Raw genomic sequence first — 15,924 nt, 5'->3', positions numbered from 1 at the left:
TTCACAGGTTGATCATGTGGCCGATCGCGCCGTGGAAGGTCTCCTGCATCGCCTCACTCAACGTCGGGTGGGTGTGCACGTTGCGCGCGAGTTCCTTGGCGGTCAGATCCCATTTGTGGGCCAAGGTCATCTCCGGGAGCATCTCGGAGACGTTGTCGCCGACCAGGTGGCCACCGAGTAGTTCGTCGGTGTCGGTGTTGGTCAGCAGCTTGACGAAGCCAGCCGTCTCACCGAGGCCCTGTGCCTTGCCGTTGGCGCTGAACGGGAAGGTGGTCGCCTTCACGTTGTAGCCCTCGTCCTTGGCCTGGGCCTCGGTCAGCCCGAACGACGCGACCTGCGGCTGACAGAAGGTGGCGCGCGGCATGAACCGGTAGTCGCCCAACGCCATCGTCTCGGCGCCGGCCATCACCTCGGCGGCCACCACACCCTGCGCCTCGGCGACATGGGCCAGCATCAGCTTCGCGGTGACGTCGCCGATGGCGTAGATGTTGTCGACGTTGGTGCGCATGAAGTCGTCGATCGCGATGGCGCCGCGGTCGGTCAGCTCCACACCGGCGTTCTCGAGGCCGAAGCCCTCGACGCGCGGGGCGAACCCGACGGACATGAGGACCTTGTCGACGGTGATCTCGCCGTCGTTGTCCTTGGCGTCCTTGTAGCTCACGGTGACGCTGTCGCCGTTGTCCTTGACGGTCTGCACCTTGGTGGAGGTGAGCACCTTGACGCCGAGCTTCTTGTATTCCTTCGCGATGGCCTTGGACGCGTCGACGTCCTCGTTCGGCAGCACGCGGTCGAGGAACTCGACGATGGTGACGTCGACGCCGTAGTTGGCGAGCACGTAACCGAACTCCATGCCGATCGCGCCGGCACCGACGATGACGATCGAGGAGGGCAGCTCACGGGTGAGGATCTGGGTCTCGTAGGTGACGACGTTGTCGGACAGCTCGACGCCGGGCAGCAACTTCACCGTGGAACCGGTGTTGATGATGACGTTGTCAAAGGTGATCTCGCGATCTCCCACCACGATCGTCTTCGCGTCCTTGAACTTCCCGTACCCGTCGATCTCGGTGATCTTGTTCTTCTTCATCAGGAAGTGGACGCCCTTGACGATCCCGTCCGACACCTTGCGGCTCCGGTCGAAGGCCGCGCCGAAGTCGAACGAGACGTCGCCGCTCATGCCGAAGGTCTTCGCCTGATGGTTGAAGATGTGGGCCAACTCGGCATTGCGCAGCAGCGCCTTGGACGGGATACATCCGACGTTGAGGCAGACCCCGCCCCAGTACTTCTCTTCGATGACGGCGGTTTTCATGCCCAGCTGGGCAGACCGGATCGCGGCCACGTACCCACCTGGACCAGCACCCAGGACAACTGTTTGGAAGTGTTCAGACACGTCTGCCAGCCTACGTCGCACCATGTCGCGGCCGCAGGGCGTCCCCATACCAATCGGTAACTTCGTCCGGCCGCGGGTCGATTCCGGCAACGCGTGTCGATCTGGGTGACGCGAATCGTCGACGACCAGCGCCACCCGTCGCGACCCGCGCAATCGGCGAAGACCCGCGCGAACGCCGCCGACGGCATGATCTTCCATCACTGATTGAATCAATGATGGAACTGTGCTTGCATCGAATCATGGCCCCCAGGACCCCGTCACGCAGCGCGACGACCCGGACCGCGCTGCTTGTCTCGGCGGAATCGCTGTTCCTGACCGACGGGTACGAGCAGGTCTCGGTGCGCGCCATCTGTGCGCACGCACAGGCCAATCCCGCTGCCGTCCACTACCACTTCGGATCCAAGGACCGCCTCGCCGTCGAACTGCTCGAAGACCGCATGGCTCCGCACTGGACCGATCCGCTGGACCGATTTGATCCGGACCGATCGGATGTCACCGACCTGGTCGATGAGATCCTGCGCCCCTTCGTCGACATCGGAGAGCAGCCGGTGGGACGGCTGCACCTACAACTGCTTGATCGTTTTGTCCGCACACATCCCCAGGCGACCTGGACGCAGCCGTGGTTCCAGCTCGACCGGTGGTCAGACATGCTGGGCCGCCTCGTCGAAGGAATGTCCGACGCCGAGGCGCGACGCCGGTGGGGACTCGCGTTCGGCCTGATCCTGTCGCAGTTCGGCGGCGACCGCGCCCAGTCGCGCACCGCGGTCATCACCCTCCGCGATTTCGTGGTCGCCGGCCTCACCTCCCCCGCACCGCCCACCACACCCGAGGAGAACTCATGACCGCGCCCGACCCCTTCACTCCCGCACGTCTCGGACCGCTCACGTTGCGCAATCGGCTGATCAAGTGCGCGACCTTCGAGGGCGCCACCCCCGACGCCCTGGTGACCGACGACCTCATCGAGTTCCACCGCGAGGTCGCCGCCGGCGGTGTCGCGATGAGCACGGTGGCCTACTGTGCCGTGGCCCCCGAGGGCCGCACCGACCGACACCAGATCTGGCTGCGTGACGAGGCGATGCCAGGCCTCCGACGGCTCACCGACGCCATCCACTCCGAAGGCGCACTGGCCGCCGCGCAGCTCGGGCACGCGGGTCCGGTGGCGAACTCCGTGTCCAACCGCAAGAAGGCCCTCGGCCCCTCCCACATCCCGGCACCGATGGGCATGTCCGTCACGCAGAAGCTCGACGCCGACGGGATCACCGCGATGCTGGCAACCTTTCGTCGAGCGGCTCGGATCGCGGTCGACTCGGGGTTCGACGGTCTCGAGATCCACTGCGGCCACAATTACCTGATCAGCAGCTTCCTGTCCCCGCTGCTCAATCACCGCCACGACGGCTACGGCGGCTCCCTGGTCAACCGTGCCCGGTTCGCCCGCGAGGTCGTCGAGGCGGTGCGCGACGAGGTGGGCGACGAGGCCGCGGTCTGGGCCAAGCTCAACATGTACGACGGCGTCGGCACACCCGGCACCGGCCACCGCAGTCGATTCAGCGGTTTCAACACCGACGAGGCGTGTGCCGTGGCGCAGCTCCTCGAGTCCGACGGCCACCTCGATGCGATCGAGCCCACCGCAGGCAGCTCACTGCTCAACCCGATGTACCTGTTCCACGGCGAGCCGCCGCGCGACGAGTTCGCCGACGCGTTCCGCGGCGCGATGCGCACCGGCCTCAAGGCGATGGGTCCGGTCTTCCTCAAGCACTACGAGTATCACGATGCGTATCTGCTTCCCCTCGCGCGACAGCTCCGCGCTGCCGTGCGCATGCCGCTGATCCTGTTGGGCGGCATCACCGATCGCGCCTCGATGGAGTTGGCTCTCACGGAAGGCTTCGACTTCGTGGCGATGGGGCGTGCCCTGTTACGCGAACCGGACCTGCCGCTGCGCATCCAGGCCGACCCGACCACGACGTCGCGCTGCGTGCACTGCAATCTGTGCATGCCGACCATCTACAGCCACACCCGTTGCCCGATCCGGGCGGGCGAGGTCCCCGATCCGCTCGCCGTCGAGGTCACCGCGCAGTAACCGTCGGTTCCGGCCGCACGTTCATGTTCTGGCTTCGAGCGGTTCCTGCGGCCGGAACCCGAAAGTGCGGCCAGAACCATGTCGGGCCGGGTCGGTCGTCGCGTCAGCGGGTGAACTCGCCGTTCGACGTCCCGTCGTCGTAGTACTCCACGGTCATCCGTGAGCCTGCCGCGCCGGCGAAGGAGACCTTGGAGATCGATCCGGGTTCGGCGTTCTCGGTGCGCAGCGTGAACGTGTAGGTGTTGCCGTCCCAGTGCGTCAGCTCGTGGGTCGTTTTTCCGTCGGGCCCCAGGGCGAGGACGAGCTTGCCGTTCTGCTCGCCGACAACGGCGGGTCCGTACACATCGTTCTGATAGGTGCCCGTATACGTCGAGAGCGGCTGCGCCGGTGCCGGATTCGCCGGCGGCTGCTGACCCACGAGACTGCCGGAGGGCTTGTTCATCTCGGCGTAACCGTGGGCGTACAGGGTGCGCCAATCGTGGCGGACCTCGCCGAACGCGACGATGTCGGCGAACTCACCGGTCAACGCGTCGACGGCCCCGATGGGAGCGGCGTTGGACAGCGCGACGATCGCGACATCGGCCGACGGCATGACCAGGAAGTTCGTCCCGGCCCCCATCGAGAAGGCCCCGGAGTGGCTGTACTGCGTGCGGGCTCCTTCGGTGACCGAGACGTTGAATCCGTAGCCGTAATAGCCGGCCCGCGCGTCCGGTGAACCAGCGGGCGACGAGACCATCTCCGGTGTCACCGCCGGCAGCAGCGCGTCCGCACCGACGATCTGCTTGCCGTCGTACATCCCGTTGCCGAGCAGCATCGCCATCCAGTGCGTCAGGTCGTTCACCGACGACGAGATACCACCCGCCGGGGACTGCGCATCGGGGTCACGTTGCTGCGGCGTCTTGACCCAGTTGTCACCGTCCTGCACGTGTCCGACGACCCGGTCGGGTTCGGCTTCGAAGTCGCGAAACCGGGAACTGGTGTGGTTCATGCCGAGTGGACCGTATAGTGCCTGCTCCGAGAGCGTCTCCCAGTCCGACCCCGCCTTCCGAGCGGCCGACTCGCCCGCCGCGGTCACCCCGAAGTTGGTGTAGTTGTACGTGATGCGGAACGGATCCAGTGGCATATAGCGTAGCCGGGCGAGGATCTGATCCCGGTCGTATCCGAGCTCTTCGAGCTTGTCCCCCGCGTGATCGGGCAGGCCGGAACGATGCGCATACATGTCCCCGATGCTGACGTTCTGGCTCACATACAGATCAGAGAGCGCGAAGCCCGGAAGATTCTCCGCGACCGGGGTGTCCCATCCCACCACCTTGTCGGTGATCAACTTCGCGATCACGGTGGAGCCGATCGACTTGGACATCGACGCCAGCGGGAACACCGTATCCGCATCGACTTTTCGGTCGGTGCCCACCTCCGAAACGCCGAAACCCTTCGCATACACCGACTTGCCGCCGTGAACCACGGCGACCGCCATCCCCGGGATCTTGGTGGACTCCATCAGGGAATCGACGAGCCCGTCGAGCTTGCCGACGGCGGTGTCGACGGCGTTGTCCGGGAGATCCTGCGCGACGGCCGTGTTCGGGTCACCTGGTTCCTCCGCCGCAGAAACCGCGGACGACGAGGTACCGGACACCGACGACGACCCAGATGACGATGTATCGCACGCGGCGACGGCGGTGGCGGCAACCATCGCGACGGCCACGACGGCGGTCGATCGTCGGGTTCGCGCGCGCGACGAGGTTCGAACGCCCATGAGTCCATACCCGCTTCCTCGAGGTGCCCACTGGCCCCGACCAGGCGCGACGCCCGTTGGATCGACCACAGAATATCCGCAATCGGAACTTCTCGGGCGCGGTTGGACGGAGTTGGGCGCAGTTGGGCGGAGTCTGCGCACCTGACCTTCGGGCTCCTGGAATTTGCAGGGCGGCGACCGAGTGTCACACCTTGTTCCCCCTCGTCTGCAGGTGAACACGGTCACCAGGGGTGGACCTTGACCGGCGCCGGATCTCATCACCGCGCTAGGTTGGCGGGACGAGAGCTTGGCGTGACCGCAGCAGAGCCGGAGGACATCGATGAGCACTGAGCGTGCAACCGACGACATGACCCGCACCGACGACCCCTACCTGTGGCTGGAGGAGGTCGGCGGGGATCGGGCGCTGGACTGGGTGCGCGCCCACAATCAACCCACCGTCGACGATCTGACGTCGGATGAGCGGTTCTCGGTGCTCGAGTCCGAGGACCTGGAGATCCTCGACACCGACGACCGGATCCCGTACGTACGGCGGCGTGGGAGTCATCTGTACAACTTCTGGCGCGACGCGGCGAACCCGAAGGGACTCTGGCGGCGGACCACGCTGGAGTCGTATCGAACGGACTCTCCTGAATGGGATGTCCTGATCGACGTCGACGCGCTGGCGGCAGCCGAGGACGAGAACTGGGTGTGGGCGGGCGCCACGGTGCTCCGGCCCGAATACCGGCATGCGCTGGTGTCGTTGTCGCGGGGCGGCGCGGACGCGAGCGTGGTGCGCGAGTTCGACCTCGACACGCGTGAGTGGGTCGTCGACGGTTTCGTGCTCCCGGAGAACAAGTCCAGCATCGGCTGGATCGACCGTGACACCGTCTATGTCGGAACGGATTTCGGCGCGCAGCCGGATGGTCGAGGGTCGCTGACCACGTCGGGCTACCCGCGAGTGGTCAAACGGTGGGAACGGGGTACCCCTCTTGAGGACGCGGTGACCGTGTTCGCGGGTGAGGTCGACGATGTCTCGGTCGGGGTCACCTTCGACAGCACCCCCGGGTATGAGCGGCATTTCGCCAGCCGTGCCACCGACTTCTTCAACGCGCTGCGGTACGAGATCCGCGGTGACGAAAAGGTTCTCGTCGATGTCCCGACCGATGCGCACTCCGGGGTGCGGCACGACTGGTTGTTCGTGATGCCGCGGTCGGACTGGGAGGTCGGCGGTGCCACCCACGCGGCCGGGACACTGCTGGTATTCGACTACGACGACTATCTCGCCGGTGGCCGGGATGGGACGGTGCTGTTCGCCCCGGACGCCCACACCAGTCTCAGCGACTACGCCTTCACCCGCTCGCATCTGGTCCTGGTGACACTGCACGACGTACACACCGAGGTCTCCGTGCGCGAACTGGGCACCTGGGCGCCCGTCGAGATGTCCGGCCTGCCCTCACTGGCCACCATCTCCGTGCTCGACACCGATGCCGACGAGAGCGACGAGATCTTCTGGTCGGCAAGCTCGTTCACCACTCCGCCCAGCCTCCTCTACGGGGAGTCCGGAGTCGGTCCCGAGGTGATCAAGCAGTCGCCGTCGTTCTTCGATGCCGACGACGTGGTCGCCGAACAGCACTTCGCGACCTCTGACGACGGCACCCCGGTCCCCTACTTCGTCGTCCGACGCAGCGGCGTCACCTCCGGTCCCACCCTGCTGTACGGGTACGGCGGTTTCGAGAATTCGCTGACCCCTGGGTATCTGGCCGTCAGTGGACGCAGCTGGATCGCCCGCGGCGGCATCTATGTCATCGCGAACATCCGCGGCGGGGGCGAATACGGGCCGTCGTGGCACACGCAGGCACAGAAGGCCGGGCGTCACCTCGTCTACGAGGACTTCGCCGCTGTCGCACGGGCGTTGGTCGCCGATGGACTCACCACGCCGGGCCAGTTGGGCGCCCAGGGCGGATCCAACGGCGGCCTCCTGATGGGCGTGATGTTGACACGATATCCGGAACTGTTCGGCGCCTTGGTCTGTCAGGTTCCACTGATCGACATGCGCCGCTATCACCTGTTGCTGGCCGGCGCGTCGTGGATGGCCGAATACGGCGATCCGGACGATCCGGACCAGTGGTCGTTCATGGAACCGTTCTCGCCGTATCAGAACCTGCAGTCGGGTGCCGACTATCCGCAGATCCTGGTCACCACCTCCACCCGCGACGACCGCGTCCACCCCGGCCATGCGCGCAAACTGGTTGCGCGCCTGGAAGAACTCGGCCACGACGTGGCCTACTACGAGAACATCGAAGGCGGCCATGGCGGCGCGGCGGACAACAAGCAGGCCGCGTTCAAGGCGGCACTGGCCTATGAGTTCCTGTGGAGGACTCTGGCCGGGGAATGACCCCACCGGCGAACGGTGTCCAGAGGATTCCACGGTAGCGCGTGCCGCGCCTGCGCGATCGGGTACCAGGCGAGCCCGATCAGCAGCGACGAGAAATGCCCGATCCCGGTGAAGGTCAGATCGAGCACCGGGGGCAGGCCGTACACCGCGAGGATTCCGGCCAGGTAGACCCAGCGCCACGGGTAGGCGATCCGGTAGGTGAGCACCCCGATCACGGCGGCCAGGAAGTAACTCACGCCGACGTCGGTCACGTCGACCAGCGACGAGCCGGCCATCCCGTTTCTGATCGCCAGGCCGAGGAGGCCCTCGCTGACGTAGGTGGCGATCACGTGTGCGCTCAGACCGACCACCAGCCAGCGCAGCGATCCCAGCCACCGCTCGGCAGGGACGTGGAAGACACAGAACAAGATCAGGTACGGGAGCCAGAACGACCCGTCGATCCAGAACAGGCTGGTGACCAGGACCTGGACCGGATCGGTCGACAGGTGGTGCAGGTTGGTCGACCGTTCGCCGAGCAGCCGGTTCAGTTCTTCCGGGGTCATCGAGCGCTGGATGATGGTGGTGATCAGCAGCACCACCAACCACGCACACGTGAGTGGCGCACCGCGAACGATGCGCCACAGTCGTACACAGATCGCACGTGAGCGGGACACCTTGTGGATTATCGTCTCGGCGTCGCGCTCAGGTGCGGTTTGCGCCGACGTCCGCGGCGACACCACCCACCCAGTCCGCGACGAGCGCCGGTACCCGTGCATCCCGCGCCCACCGATTGTGACCGAGTGGCGCCGCGACATGATGTGTGTCGACGACGCAGCCGGCCAGCTTGGCGGTGAGCGCGCGCATCACCCGCGGCGGCGCATCGGTGTCCGCGCCGACCGTGATGGCGCAGACCGGGAGCCGCAACTCCCGCATCGCCGCCTCGTAGTCGACATCGGCATCGCGTGGCGCGAAGGTCCCGTTCCGATTGAGGTAGGTCCAGTCGCGAATCAGCACCCGTGATTGCCTGCCGTACCCCTCGATGACCGAGCCCGGCCAGTATCCGAGCGTCTTCGACACGCGGTGCATCGCGGGCGGCCCGACGGTCGCCAGCAGCCCCTGGCCGCCACGATAGAGCTTCCAATACGGCACGCCCGACGCGACGAGAATCAGGCCCGCGATCTCGGAGTCACCCCGAATGGCATTGCGGGCAGCGAACATCGAGGCGATGTGCCCACCCATCGAGTGGCCGGCGACGAACAGTGGGGCCGTCGGACAGTGCTTGCGCGCGACGGCGACGGCCGCCGGGATGTCCTCGGTGGTCAGCGCCTGCTGACCGAAACGACTCGCCCGCGACGGCCGTGGTCTGCTGCGCCCCTGACCGCGCAATTCACCGACCACGACGTTCACACCCGCGTGCCCGCAACGGCCGGCGAACATGTCGAAATACGCCGCGGGAACACCGAGACCGGGCCACAGCACGATGACCGGACGATCGGGTGCGGTGACGAACACTCGCAGCGGAGTCACGGTGCCGTCCGGGAGACGGATCTCCTCGACGACCGCGTCTGCCCGCGATCCGGGGTCGGTCATCTGCGCGCGGGCGACCGGCCGAAGGCGAGGCGGGCGACGAAACCGACCACCACGACGCCTGCGCCGACCGCCCCCACGATCAGGGCCAGATGGTGCAGGTCGGCGACCGTACCGTCGATGATCACCCTGGCGACCTCGCGGCCGGCGTCCTCGGTGCCGTCGACCTCCTGTTTGGCACGCTCGGCGAAGAAGATCCCGACGGCCCACGCGAATGCCGCGGAACCGATCAATCCGACACCGAGCCACGCGAGTACGGTTCCGCGGCGCCGCGCGATGAGCAACGCCAGCACGCTACCCGCCACCGCGACCACGAGGGACCAGTAGGCCATCTCGGTGATCTGCTGTCCCACGTCGTGATAGCGCCCGGCCTCCAATCCCGACCCGTCACGGTTGAGGGGCACGAGGATCGGACCCGTCACGCGAGCATCGATGTTCGTCTGGGCGATCACGCGGTTCACCATGTCCGTGATGTCGAGCTGCATGACCGTGGTGTCCCCGGTCGCCGGGGGCGGATCGAACAACCAGGCGTGCTGCTGGGACATGACGTCGACGAAATCGGCCTCGAACGCGTCACTGTGCGTGTACGCACGCGCCGCCGGTTCCACCGCGTCCGACGCCGCAGGGATGTTCGCCTGCTCGGTCACCGACGACGAGATCTGGCTCGCCAGATAGTCCTGGACCTTGTCGTCCTGGGCCATCGGCGTCACCGTGGTGACGAAGCCCTCGGGGTCCACCAGACGTTCTTTCACCCAGAGCGACGGGAAGGCCAACACGATCGCCGCCATCGCCACCAGTGTCAGGAGCCCGCTGAGGAATGTCCGCACAGCCACGAGGCTACCGAGGCCCCCGGGGTTCGGGCGTAGTGGCTACTCCCCGACCAGATCGCGTGCGCGTCCCACGATCAACGGGTCGGGTTCACCGACGAAATCGGCATTCTTGCCCTTGTACTCGAAGAGACTCAGGACGTGGCGCATCGCGTTGATGCGGGCGCGCTTCTTGTCGTTGCTCTTCACCACGGTCCACGGCGCGTACTCGGTGTCGGTCGCCGCGAACATGGCCTCCTTGGCCTCGGTGTAGGCATCCCACTTGTCCAGCGACGCCAGATCCATCGGCGACAGCTTCCACTGCCGGACCGGGTCGATCTGGCGGATCGCGAACCGCGTGCGCTGTTCCAAGGGGGTCACCGAGAACCAGAACTTCACCAGGTTGATGCCGTCGTCGACCAGCATCTTCTCGAAGGCCGGCACCTGCTCGACGAACTGGTCGTACTGCTCGGACGTGCAGAAGCCCATGACCCTCTCCACGCCCGCACGGTTGTACCAGGAGCGGTCGAAGAAGACCATCTCCCCGCCGGCCGGCAGATGCTGGGCGTAGCGCTGGAAGTACCACTCGGTCGATTCACGCTCGCTGGGCTTCTCCAGTGCGACGACACGCGAGCCACGAGGATTCAGATGTTCGTTGAACCGCTTGATCGTCCCGCCCTTTCCGGCGGCGTCACGCCCCTCGAACACCATCAGGTGTCGCTGACCGGTCTGCTTGGACCACTTCTGCAGCTTCAACAACTCGATCTGCAGGCGGCGCTTGGTCACCTCGTACTCGCGGCGGCTCATCCGCTCGTCGTACGGGTAGTCCTGCCGCCACGTGTCGACCACGTTGCGTTCGGGCAACGTCAGCAGCACCGGGTCGTCGTCATCGTCGTCGTTGACGGCGAATTGCGTCGTGTCATGCAGATCGACGAGCTGCTGGAGTGCCTCGCGGCCGTTGAGAACACTGAAATCCGGCCCGATCTCCGCCGATCCGTACAGTTCCGCGTCATGTAGCTCAGTCACCGCTCAACGATATGCGCATCGACGAAACAGCGTGTTGCCAAAAGGTGAACCGGCGCGTGATCCGGCTCAGTTACGGAAGTCGATCGATCCCGAGTGGAGGCAGGCCTTGCCCGTGGTGCTGTCGTATGCGGTGGCGAACCCGCCCTGACACACCGTGCCCGCGGAACCGGAGATGGCCTGTCCACCCCATCCGCCGATCGCGATGGTGGTGCCGCCCTCACGGGCCTGGGCGAGCGAGAATGCCTTCGGTCCGGTCGTCACCGAGTAGGAATTGCCCCGCGTGGTGGCGCCCGCGAGTGCCGACGATCCGGGTTGCAGGTTGCGCGCGTTCGCGTTTCCGCCCTTGTCGGCGACCGCGATGGCCGTGCCCTGATTGCTCGTGTCCTCGGACTGGGCGCTGCTGCCCGGTCCGGCCTTCGCGCCGCACCCGCCGTTGCCGACGATCCGCTGGATCTGATGTCCGTCGGTGGCGGCGCATGTCGTCGCGGCACCTGCGGTGGCACCGCCCGCCAGACCGATCATCCACGCCAACGAGGTACCACCGATCACCAGCGCCGCGGCTCGAGCACCGAAGTTATTGATACGCATAGAGATTGGCCTCCTCATTCGCCACGGATCGCAGAGTGCAGCAGCACTGCCCGCAAGCGTACCCAGTGACCGCCGAAACGTGGGGCCCGGGTTGGCAAAACGACCCCGGCCGAAGCCGGGGTCGCGCGGGATGTCTTCCGTCAGCCCGCCGCGCGGCGTTGGACCTCGGCCGTCAATCCCTTGCGGGCCGTGTCGACCGCCATCTTCTGTGCACGCTTGACGATCATTCCCGGCAGCTTGATCTTCAGCTCGACGTCGAGGGTGAACTCCACATGCGAGCCGTCGCCGTCAGGGGTCACGACGTAGACCCCGTGCTGCTCGCTCAGCTGATTCGCCTCGATCAGATCCCAGGTGCAGGAGTTGTCGGTCCAGGTATAGGTCAGCGTCTGCTCATCGGAGATACCCGCCGCGGTCACCACCACCCGAACCTTGTCGGGCGTGCCGTCCTCGTTCTTGCTGAGGACTTCGGCCTCCTTGTGGGGCCCCGACCAATCCGGAAGGGATTCCACGTCCATCAGCACCTCCATCACGACAGACGGCGGGGCGGCGACTTCGAACTCGATCTTCGCGGAGACAGCCATGGCAGAGAACCTACCGTGCGGCGCAAGTGCCGACGCGGTGAACCACCACGATCAGGCCTCGCGGTCGATGAGGTTGAGCGGCCACGCCTCGTCCGGGATGTCGCGCAGCGTGCAGGCCTGATCGACGGCGGTGAACCAGCCGCGAAAATGGAGGATCTCCCCGACGACCGGATTACGGACGGTCGCGTCGCACCGGAATCGCTGCCGCTGGTCATCCCAGCCCTCGATGTATTTGAACTGCGCGGAGAACAACCCCTTCATACCGACCTTCGGCCCGCGTCCGAGCCATCGCATCGGCCCGCTCTCGAGCAGCAGTTCACCCGCCTTGGTCACCGACGGCTCAATCGGGTAGAGGAGCTCCGGTCCGTCGCCGAAATAGTCGACGAGCCCACCGCGACCGGACACCAACAGGGAATTGAGATTGCGGGTTCCGGTTGTGTAATTGAAGGCGCGCAGGACGGCGAGCGACTCGCGGCCGATCTCGTCGGCATAACAATAGTGGCCCTGCGTGAACGGGACCATCCGGCTCGACTTGGCCGGCAACGCGTTCCGCTTGGCATAGTGCCACCAGAACGGGGGCGGCAGAGCAGAGGAGATGTAGACGGACTCGTACATCCCAGTGGCGATCTGAGCGACACCCGACGTCGAATCGATGCCGTAGCGCCACGCCACATTGGGGTGGAGCCGATCAAAATCCGAACCGAGGATCTGCCGGTACACCGGCGTCATGACGTCTACCCTCCCCATCTCACTCGGGCGCCGACGTGATGTAAACCACGTGGACGGACTCGTGTCCTGAGAGTAGAACCTACGCGACCCGACCAGGCAACTTGACGCCGGGCGTGCGGTCAGGCAGCCGCGGCCTCGCACAGACGTGCCAATTCGTCGATCACCCGGTCGAGCGGTTCGACGGTTCGTTGGGTCTGGCACAACCCGACGGCACCCTCGATCGCGGCGATGACCAGATGCGCCAACGAATCTGCTCGTTGCGGCTCCACACCCTCGTGGACCAGTCGCGTGGAGATCAGCCGCGTCCAGCGGGCGAAGATCTGCTCGGCCTCATCGGCCACCTCCGGCTCGGACCGGCGGGCGAGACCACCCGCCAGAATGGGACAGCCGAACTCGAAATCGGTGGTCACCAGCATCCTGCGCCAGACGTCACCGATCTCGGCGACGGCCTCGGCCGGGGTGGCCGAGCTCTCGCTGCTGATCCGGCCGGCCATGTAGTCGCCTGCGTGTCGCACGGCCTCGGTCATCAGCTGGGTCTTGCCGCCGGGGAAGTGGTGGTAGATGGACCCGCGGGGCGCCGAACTCGCGGCGATCACGTCGCCGATCGATGTCGCCGCCACCCCGTCCCGACCGATCAGGTCGGCGGCGTGCACGACCATGCGCTCGCGCGGACCGCGTTCGGCCGCACGGGGCCGCAACTCCTCCGGAGGCCTCGTCTCCGCGGGGTGCCCGTCCACCGAACTCATCACACTCCCTATGCAGGTCTTCATAATCGGCGTGTTCTATGCCATCCTACATAGTCATGAGCCCCGACACCGAGATTCTGGACCCGTCCGCCATGACCGGGCTGCAACTGCTGCGGGCCGCGATGAGCAACCCCGATCCCGACCGTCCGGGCATCTGGCGACTTCTCGGCATGAGCGCCAAGGAGATCGACGAAGGGCGGGTGTCGTTCACCGTCACACCGCAGGCCGACTTCGCCAACCCGCTGGGCACCGTGCACGGCGGCATCTGCGCGACGCTGTTGGATTCGGTGATGGGCTGCGCCGTCCACACCACGCTGCCGGCCGGGGTCGGCTATACGACCCTGGAACTCAAGATCAACTACATCCGATCGGTGGCCGTCGACGCAGGCGAACTGACCGCGGTCGGCACGGTGATCCACGTCGGCGGGCGCACGGCGACCGCCGAGGGCAAGGTGTTCGCCGACGACGGCAAACTCGTCGCCCACGGGACCACGACGTGCATCGTGTTCCGCTGAATCCCACGGTCGACCTGGGAGACAGTGATCCGGGTGCTCTGATGGGTCACCCGGCGTCGAGGAATCGATGCCGCAACGCGTCCTGCGCCGCGGCATCGATGCCGAGTCCCTCGGCGAAGTAGTTCTCGATGGTCCCGAAGCGTTGATCGACTTCGGCGAACGCCGCATCGAGGTAGGCCTCCTGCACCCCGAGCAGCGGTCGGAGGAGGTCGGGATTCCCGCCGGCCGCCTCGAAACCGTCGAAGACCGACGCGATGGCCGGGAGGAACAGGTCGTTGGTGAGCAGGTAGTCGCCGTAGACGCCGTCGCGGCCGACGCCCATGAGCGTGAGGAAAGCGGCTGCGGCCCAGCCGGTCCGGTCCTTTCCGGCAGTGCAGTGGAAGAGCGCGGGCGTGCCGTCGAGGAGACCGCGGAAGAACGCCTGATAAGAGTTCAGCGCGCTCGGTAGGTTCACGAGTTCCCGATAGGCCTCGATCATCCGCTCGATCCCGCTGCCGTCGGCGAGCTTGTCGTTGGCCGCCGCGACGGCGATCGGATCGGCGAGCACCTTGTCGAGATTGGCCGGCGCACTCACCGACATCGCATCGGCGAGCACGTCGAGATGGACTCCCCGCACACCGTCGATCACCGGATCCGGTTGGGCCTCCGCCTCGGCCTCCGAGCGGAGGTCGTAGACGGTGCGGATTCCGAGCCCGACCAGGTAAGCACGGTCGGCATCGGACGCCTTGTCGAGCGCCGCCGAGCGGAAGAGACGACCCGTCGCCACCCGGCGCCCGTCGACGGTCCTCCAGCCCCCGACGTCCCGGAAGTTGGCAACAGAGACGAGAGCGATGTGTTCGACGGCAGGTTCGGTCATGGGTTCATCGTTCCAGACCCGCGACCGCGGGGGCTACGTACGCCATGCGCGTGCTGATGGCCTACCCCGGGGCTTATTCCCGTGGATGCGGGGAGCACATTGGTGAGCCGGTGTGGGGTGTCAACAACATGGGCTCATCCCCGCGGGCGCGGGGAGCACTGATTCGAAGTCGGGGCCATCGGGCAGGTCGAGGGCTCATCCCCGCGGACGCGGGGAGCACGCGCGCTCGCCGTCCCAATTGAGGTTGATGCAGGGCTCATCCCCGCGGACGCGGGGAGCACACCACCTGCCCGATCTGGGTGAGGGCTGTGAGGGGCTCATCCCCGCGGACGCGGGGAGCACGGCGACGTTGGCCCGCACAGATCGGAGGATGCGGGCTCATCCCCGCGGACGCGGGGAGCACGCACCGGCCACGGCAGTTGGTCACCGATGGTGGGGCTCATCCCCGCGGACGCGGGGAGCACGTTTTGGTCGACGTTCGCAAATATCAGTGTTCGGGCTCATCCCCGCGGACGCGGGGAGCACGTCGTAGGCGTTGTCGAGGTACCAGGTCATTAGGGCTCATCCCCGCGGACGCGGGGAGCACCCCTTGTTCGGGACGAGGACGCCGATGCCGTCGGGCTCATCCCCGCGGACGCGGGGAGCACTCCGGTCAATGGGTACAGATCGCATTCGGATCGGGCTCATCCCCGCGGACGCGGGGAGCACCGGTGAGAGTTTCAGCGGCTCATCGTCCCCGCGGGCTCATCCCCGCGGACGCGGGGAGCACATTGCCCTGGTCGGGCGCGAACAGCCGCTTGAGGGCTCATCCCCGCGGACGCGGGGAGCACTCAACGCGGTGTCGAGCATGTCGGCCAGTTGCGGGCTCATCCCCGCGGACGCGGGGAGCACGTCAGCGGCGCCGAGAGCGTCAGCGTCCA

Annotated in this window: 15 protein-coding genes and 1 CRISPR repeat array (1 of these 16 cut by a window edge); of the genes, 4 read left to right on the top strand and 11 right to left on the bottom strand. The window is 66.4% G+C overall.

The genetic code is table 11. The annotated features are described in order from the left end of the window. Position 1 precedes the first annotated feature (1 nt). Complete coding sequence (gene lpdA, locus ACLQ3I_RS15895) at positions 2 to 1,387, bottom strand: dihydrolipoyl dehydrogenase (protein WP_425790082.1); 1,386 nt, start codon at positions 1,385 to 1,387, stop codon at positions 2 to 4. A 239-nt stretch (positions 1,388 to 1,626) separates the two neighbouring features. Here lpdA and ACLQ3I_RS15890 point away from each other — a divergent pair, with 239 nt between their 5' ends. Then, positions 1,627 to 2,229: a TetR/AcrR family transcriptional regulator gene (locus tag ACLQ3I_RS15890; RefSeq protein ID WP_425803108.1), complete on the top strand. Its 603-nt coding sequence runs from the start codon at positions 1,627 to 1,629 to the stop codon at positions 2,227 to 2,229. Then, positions 2,226 to 3,464 carry an NADH:flavin oxidoreductase gene (locus tag ACLQ3I_RS15885; protein WP_425803106.1) on the top strand — a complete coding sequence of 413 codons (1,239 nt, stop codon included), beginning with the start codon at positions 2,226 to 2,228 and terminating at the stop codon, positions 3,462 to 3,464. Before ACLQ3I_RS15890 ends, ACLQ3I_RS15885 begins: the two co-directional genes overlap by 4 nt. A 103-nt stretch (positions 3,465 to 3,567) precedes the next feature. Here the strand turns inward: ACLQ3I_RS15885 and ACLQ3I_RS15880 are convergent, their stop codons facing one another. Beyond that, positions 3,568 to 5,217 carry a serine hydrolase gene (locus tag ACLQ3I_RS15880; RefSeq protein ID WP_425803103.1) on the bottom strand — a complete coding sequence of 550 codons (1,650 nt, stop codon included), beginning with the start codon at positions 5,215 to 5,217 and terminating at the stop codon, positions 3,568 to 3,570. Positions 5,218 to 5,536: 319 nt separating this feature from the next. On the opposite strand from ACLQ3I_RS15880, the gene ACLQ3I_RS15875 reads away from it, so the two are divergent. Next, positions 5,537 to 7,591, top strand: a complete 2,055-nt coding sequence (locus ACLQ3I_RS15875; protein ID WP_425803100.1) for a prolyl oligopeptidase family serine peptidase — start codon at positions 5,537 to 5,539, stop codon at positions 7,589 to 7,591. On the opposite strand, the gene ACLQ3I_RS15870 is transcribed toward ACLQ3I_RS15875, so the two are convergent. The 8 genes from ACLQ3I_RS15870 to ACLQ3I_RS15835 all read right to left on the bottom strand — a co-directional run bounded on the left by ACLQ3I_RS15870 (position 7,555) and on the right by ACLQ3I_RS15835 (position 13,546). After that, positions 7,555 to 8,244 (bottom strand): rhomboid-like protein, encoded by a 690-nt coding sequence (locus tag ACLQ3I_RS15870; RefSeq protein WP_425803098.1) that lies wholly within the window; start codon positions 8,242 to 8,244, stop codon positions 7,555 to 7,557. The two genes, ACLQ3I_RS15875 and ACLQ3I_RS15870, sit on opposite strands and share 37 nt — an antisense overlap. 28 nt (positions 8,245 to 8,272) lie before the next feature. Next, on the bottom strand, positions 8,273 to 9,160 hold the full coding sequence (locus tag ACLQ3I_RS15865; protein ID WP_425803096.1) for an alpha/beta fold hydrolase: 888 nt from the start codon (positions 9,158 to 9,160) through the stop codon (positions 8,273 to 8,275). Next, a complete protein-coding gene (locus ACLQ3I_RS15860) occupies positions 9,157 to 9,984 on the bottom strand; it encodes a hypothetical protein (RefSeq protein ID WP_425803093.1) in 828 nt (275 codons plus the stop codon). The genes ACLQ3I_RS15865 and ACLQ3I_RS15860 overlap by 4 nt, the downstream gene beginning before the upstream one ends. Before the next feature lie 42 nt (positions 9,985 to 10,026). Next, the gene (gene ppk2, locus ACLQ3I_RS15855) at positions 10,027 to 10,989 is read right to left on the bottom strand and encodes a polyphosphate kinase 2 (protein WP_425790098.1); all 963 of its coding nucleotides are present in this window, start codon (positions 10,987 to 10,989) and stop codon (positions 10,027 to 10,029) included. Positions 10,990 to 11,055: 66 nt separating this feature from the next. Beyond that, the gene (locus ACLQ3I_RS15850; protein ID WP_425790100.1) at positions 11,056 to 11,577 is read right to left on the bottom strand and encodes a DUF6764 family protein; all 522 of its coding nucleotides are present in this window, start codon (positions 11,575 to 11,577) and stop codon (positions 11,056 to 11,058) included. Between the two features lie 140 nt (positions 11,578 to 11,717). Next, on the bottom strand, positions 11,718 to 12,158 hold the full coding sequence (locus ACLQ3I_RS15845) for an SRPBCC family protein (RefSeq protein WP_425790102.1): 441 nt from the start codon (positions 12,156 to 12,158) through the stop codon (positions 11,718 to 11,720). Positions 12,159 to 12,209: 51 nt separating this feature from the next. After that, positions 12,210 to 12,887, bottom strand: coding sequence for a DUF4166 domain-containing protein (locus tag ACLQ3I_RS15840; RefSeq protein WP_425790104.1), 678 nt, complete (start codon positions 12,885 to 12,887; stop codon positions 12,210 to 12,212). Between the two features lie 119 nt (positions 12,888 to 13,006). Beyond that, the gene (locus ACLQ3I_RS15835; RefSeq protein ID WP_425790511.1) at positions 13,007 to 13,546 is read right to left on the bottom strand and encodes a TetR/AcrR family transcriptional regulator; all 540 of its coding nucleotides are present in this window, start codon (positions 13,544 to 13,546) and stop codon (positions 13,007 to 13,009) included. A gap of 125 nt (positions 13,547 to 13,671) precedes the next feature. Between ACLQ3I_RS15835 and ACLQ3I_RS15830 the strand changes: the two genes are divergently transcribed. Next, positions 13,672 to 14,148 (top strand): PaaI family thioesterase, encoded by a 477-nt coding sequence (locus ACLQ3I_RS15830; protein WP_425790105.1) that lies wholly within the window; start codon positions 13,672 to 13,674, stop codon positions 14,146 to 14,148. A gap of 46 nt (positions 14,149 to 14,194) precedes the next feature. Here ACLQ3I_RS15830 and ACLQ3I_RS15825 read toward each other — a convergent pair whose 3' ends face one another. Beyond that, on the bottom strand, positions 14,195 to 15,004 hold the full coding sequence (locus ACLQ3I_RS15825; RefSeq protein ID WP_425803090.1) for a tyrosine-protein phosphatase: 810 nt from the start codon (positions 15,002 to 15,004) through the stop codon (positions 14,195 to 14,197). A gap of 69 nt (positions 15,005 to 15,073) precedes the next feature. Beyond that, positions 15,074 to 15,924: a CRISPR direct-repeat array (repeat unit 29 nt; unit sequence GGGCTCATCCCCGCGGACGCGGGGAGCAC) (it continues 1,925 nt past the right edge of the window).

It is taken from the genome of Gordonia sp. DT101 (assembly GCF_049844895.1).
Classification (GTDB): domain Bacteria; phylum Actinomycetota; class Actinomycetes; order Mycobacteriales; family Mycobacteriaceae; genus Gordonia.
The sequence above is the reverse complement of the archived record's forward strand: the minus strand, read 5'-3'. Positions and strand labels throughout refer to the sequence as shown.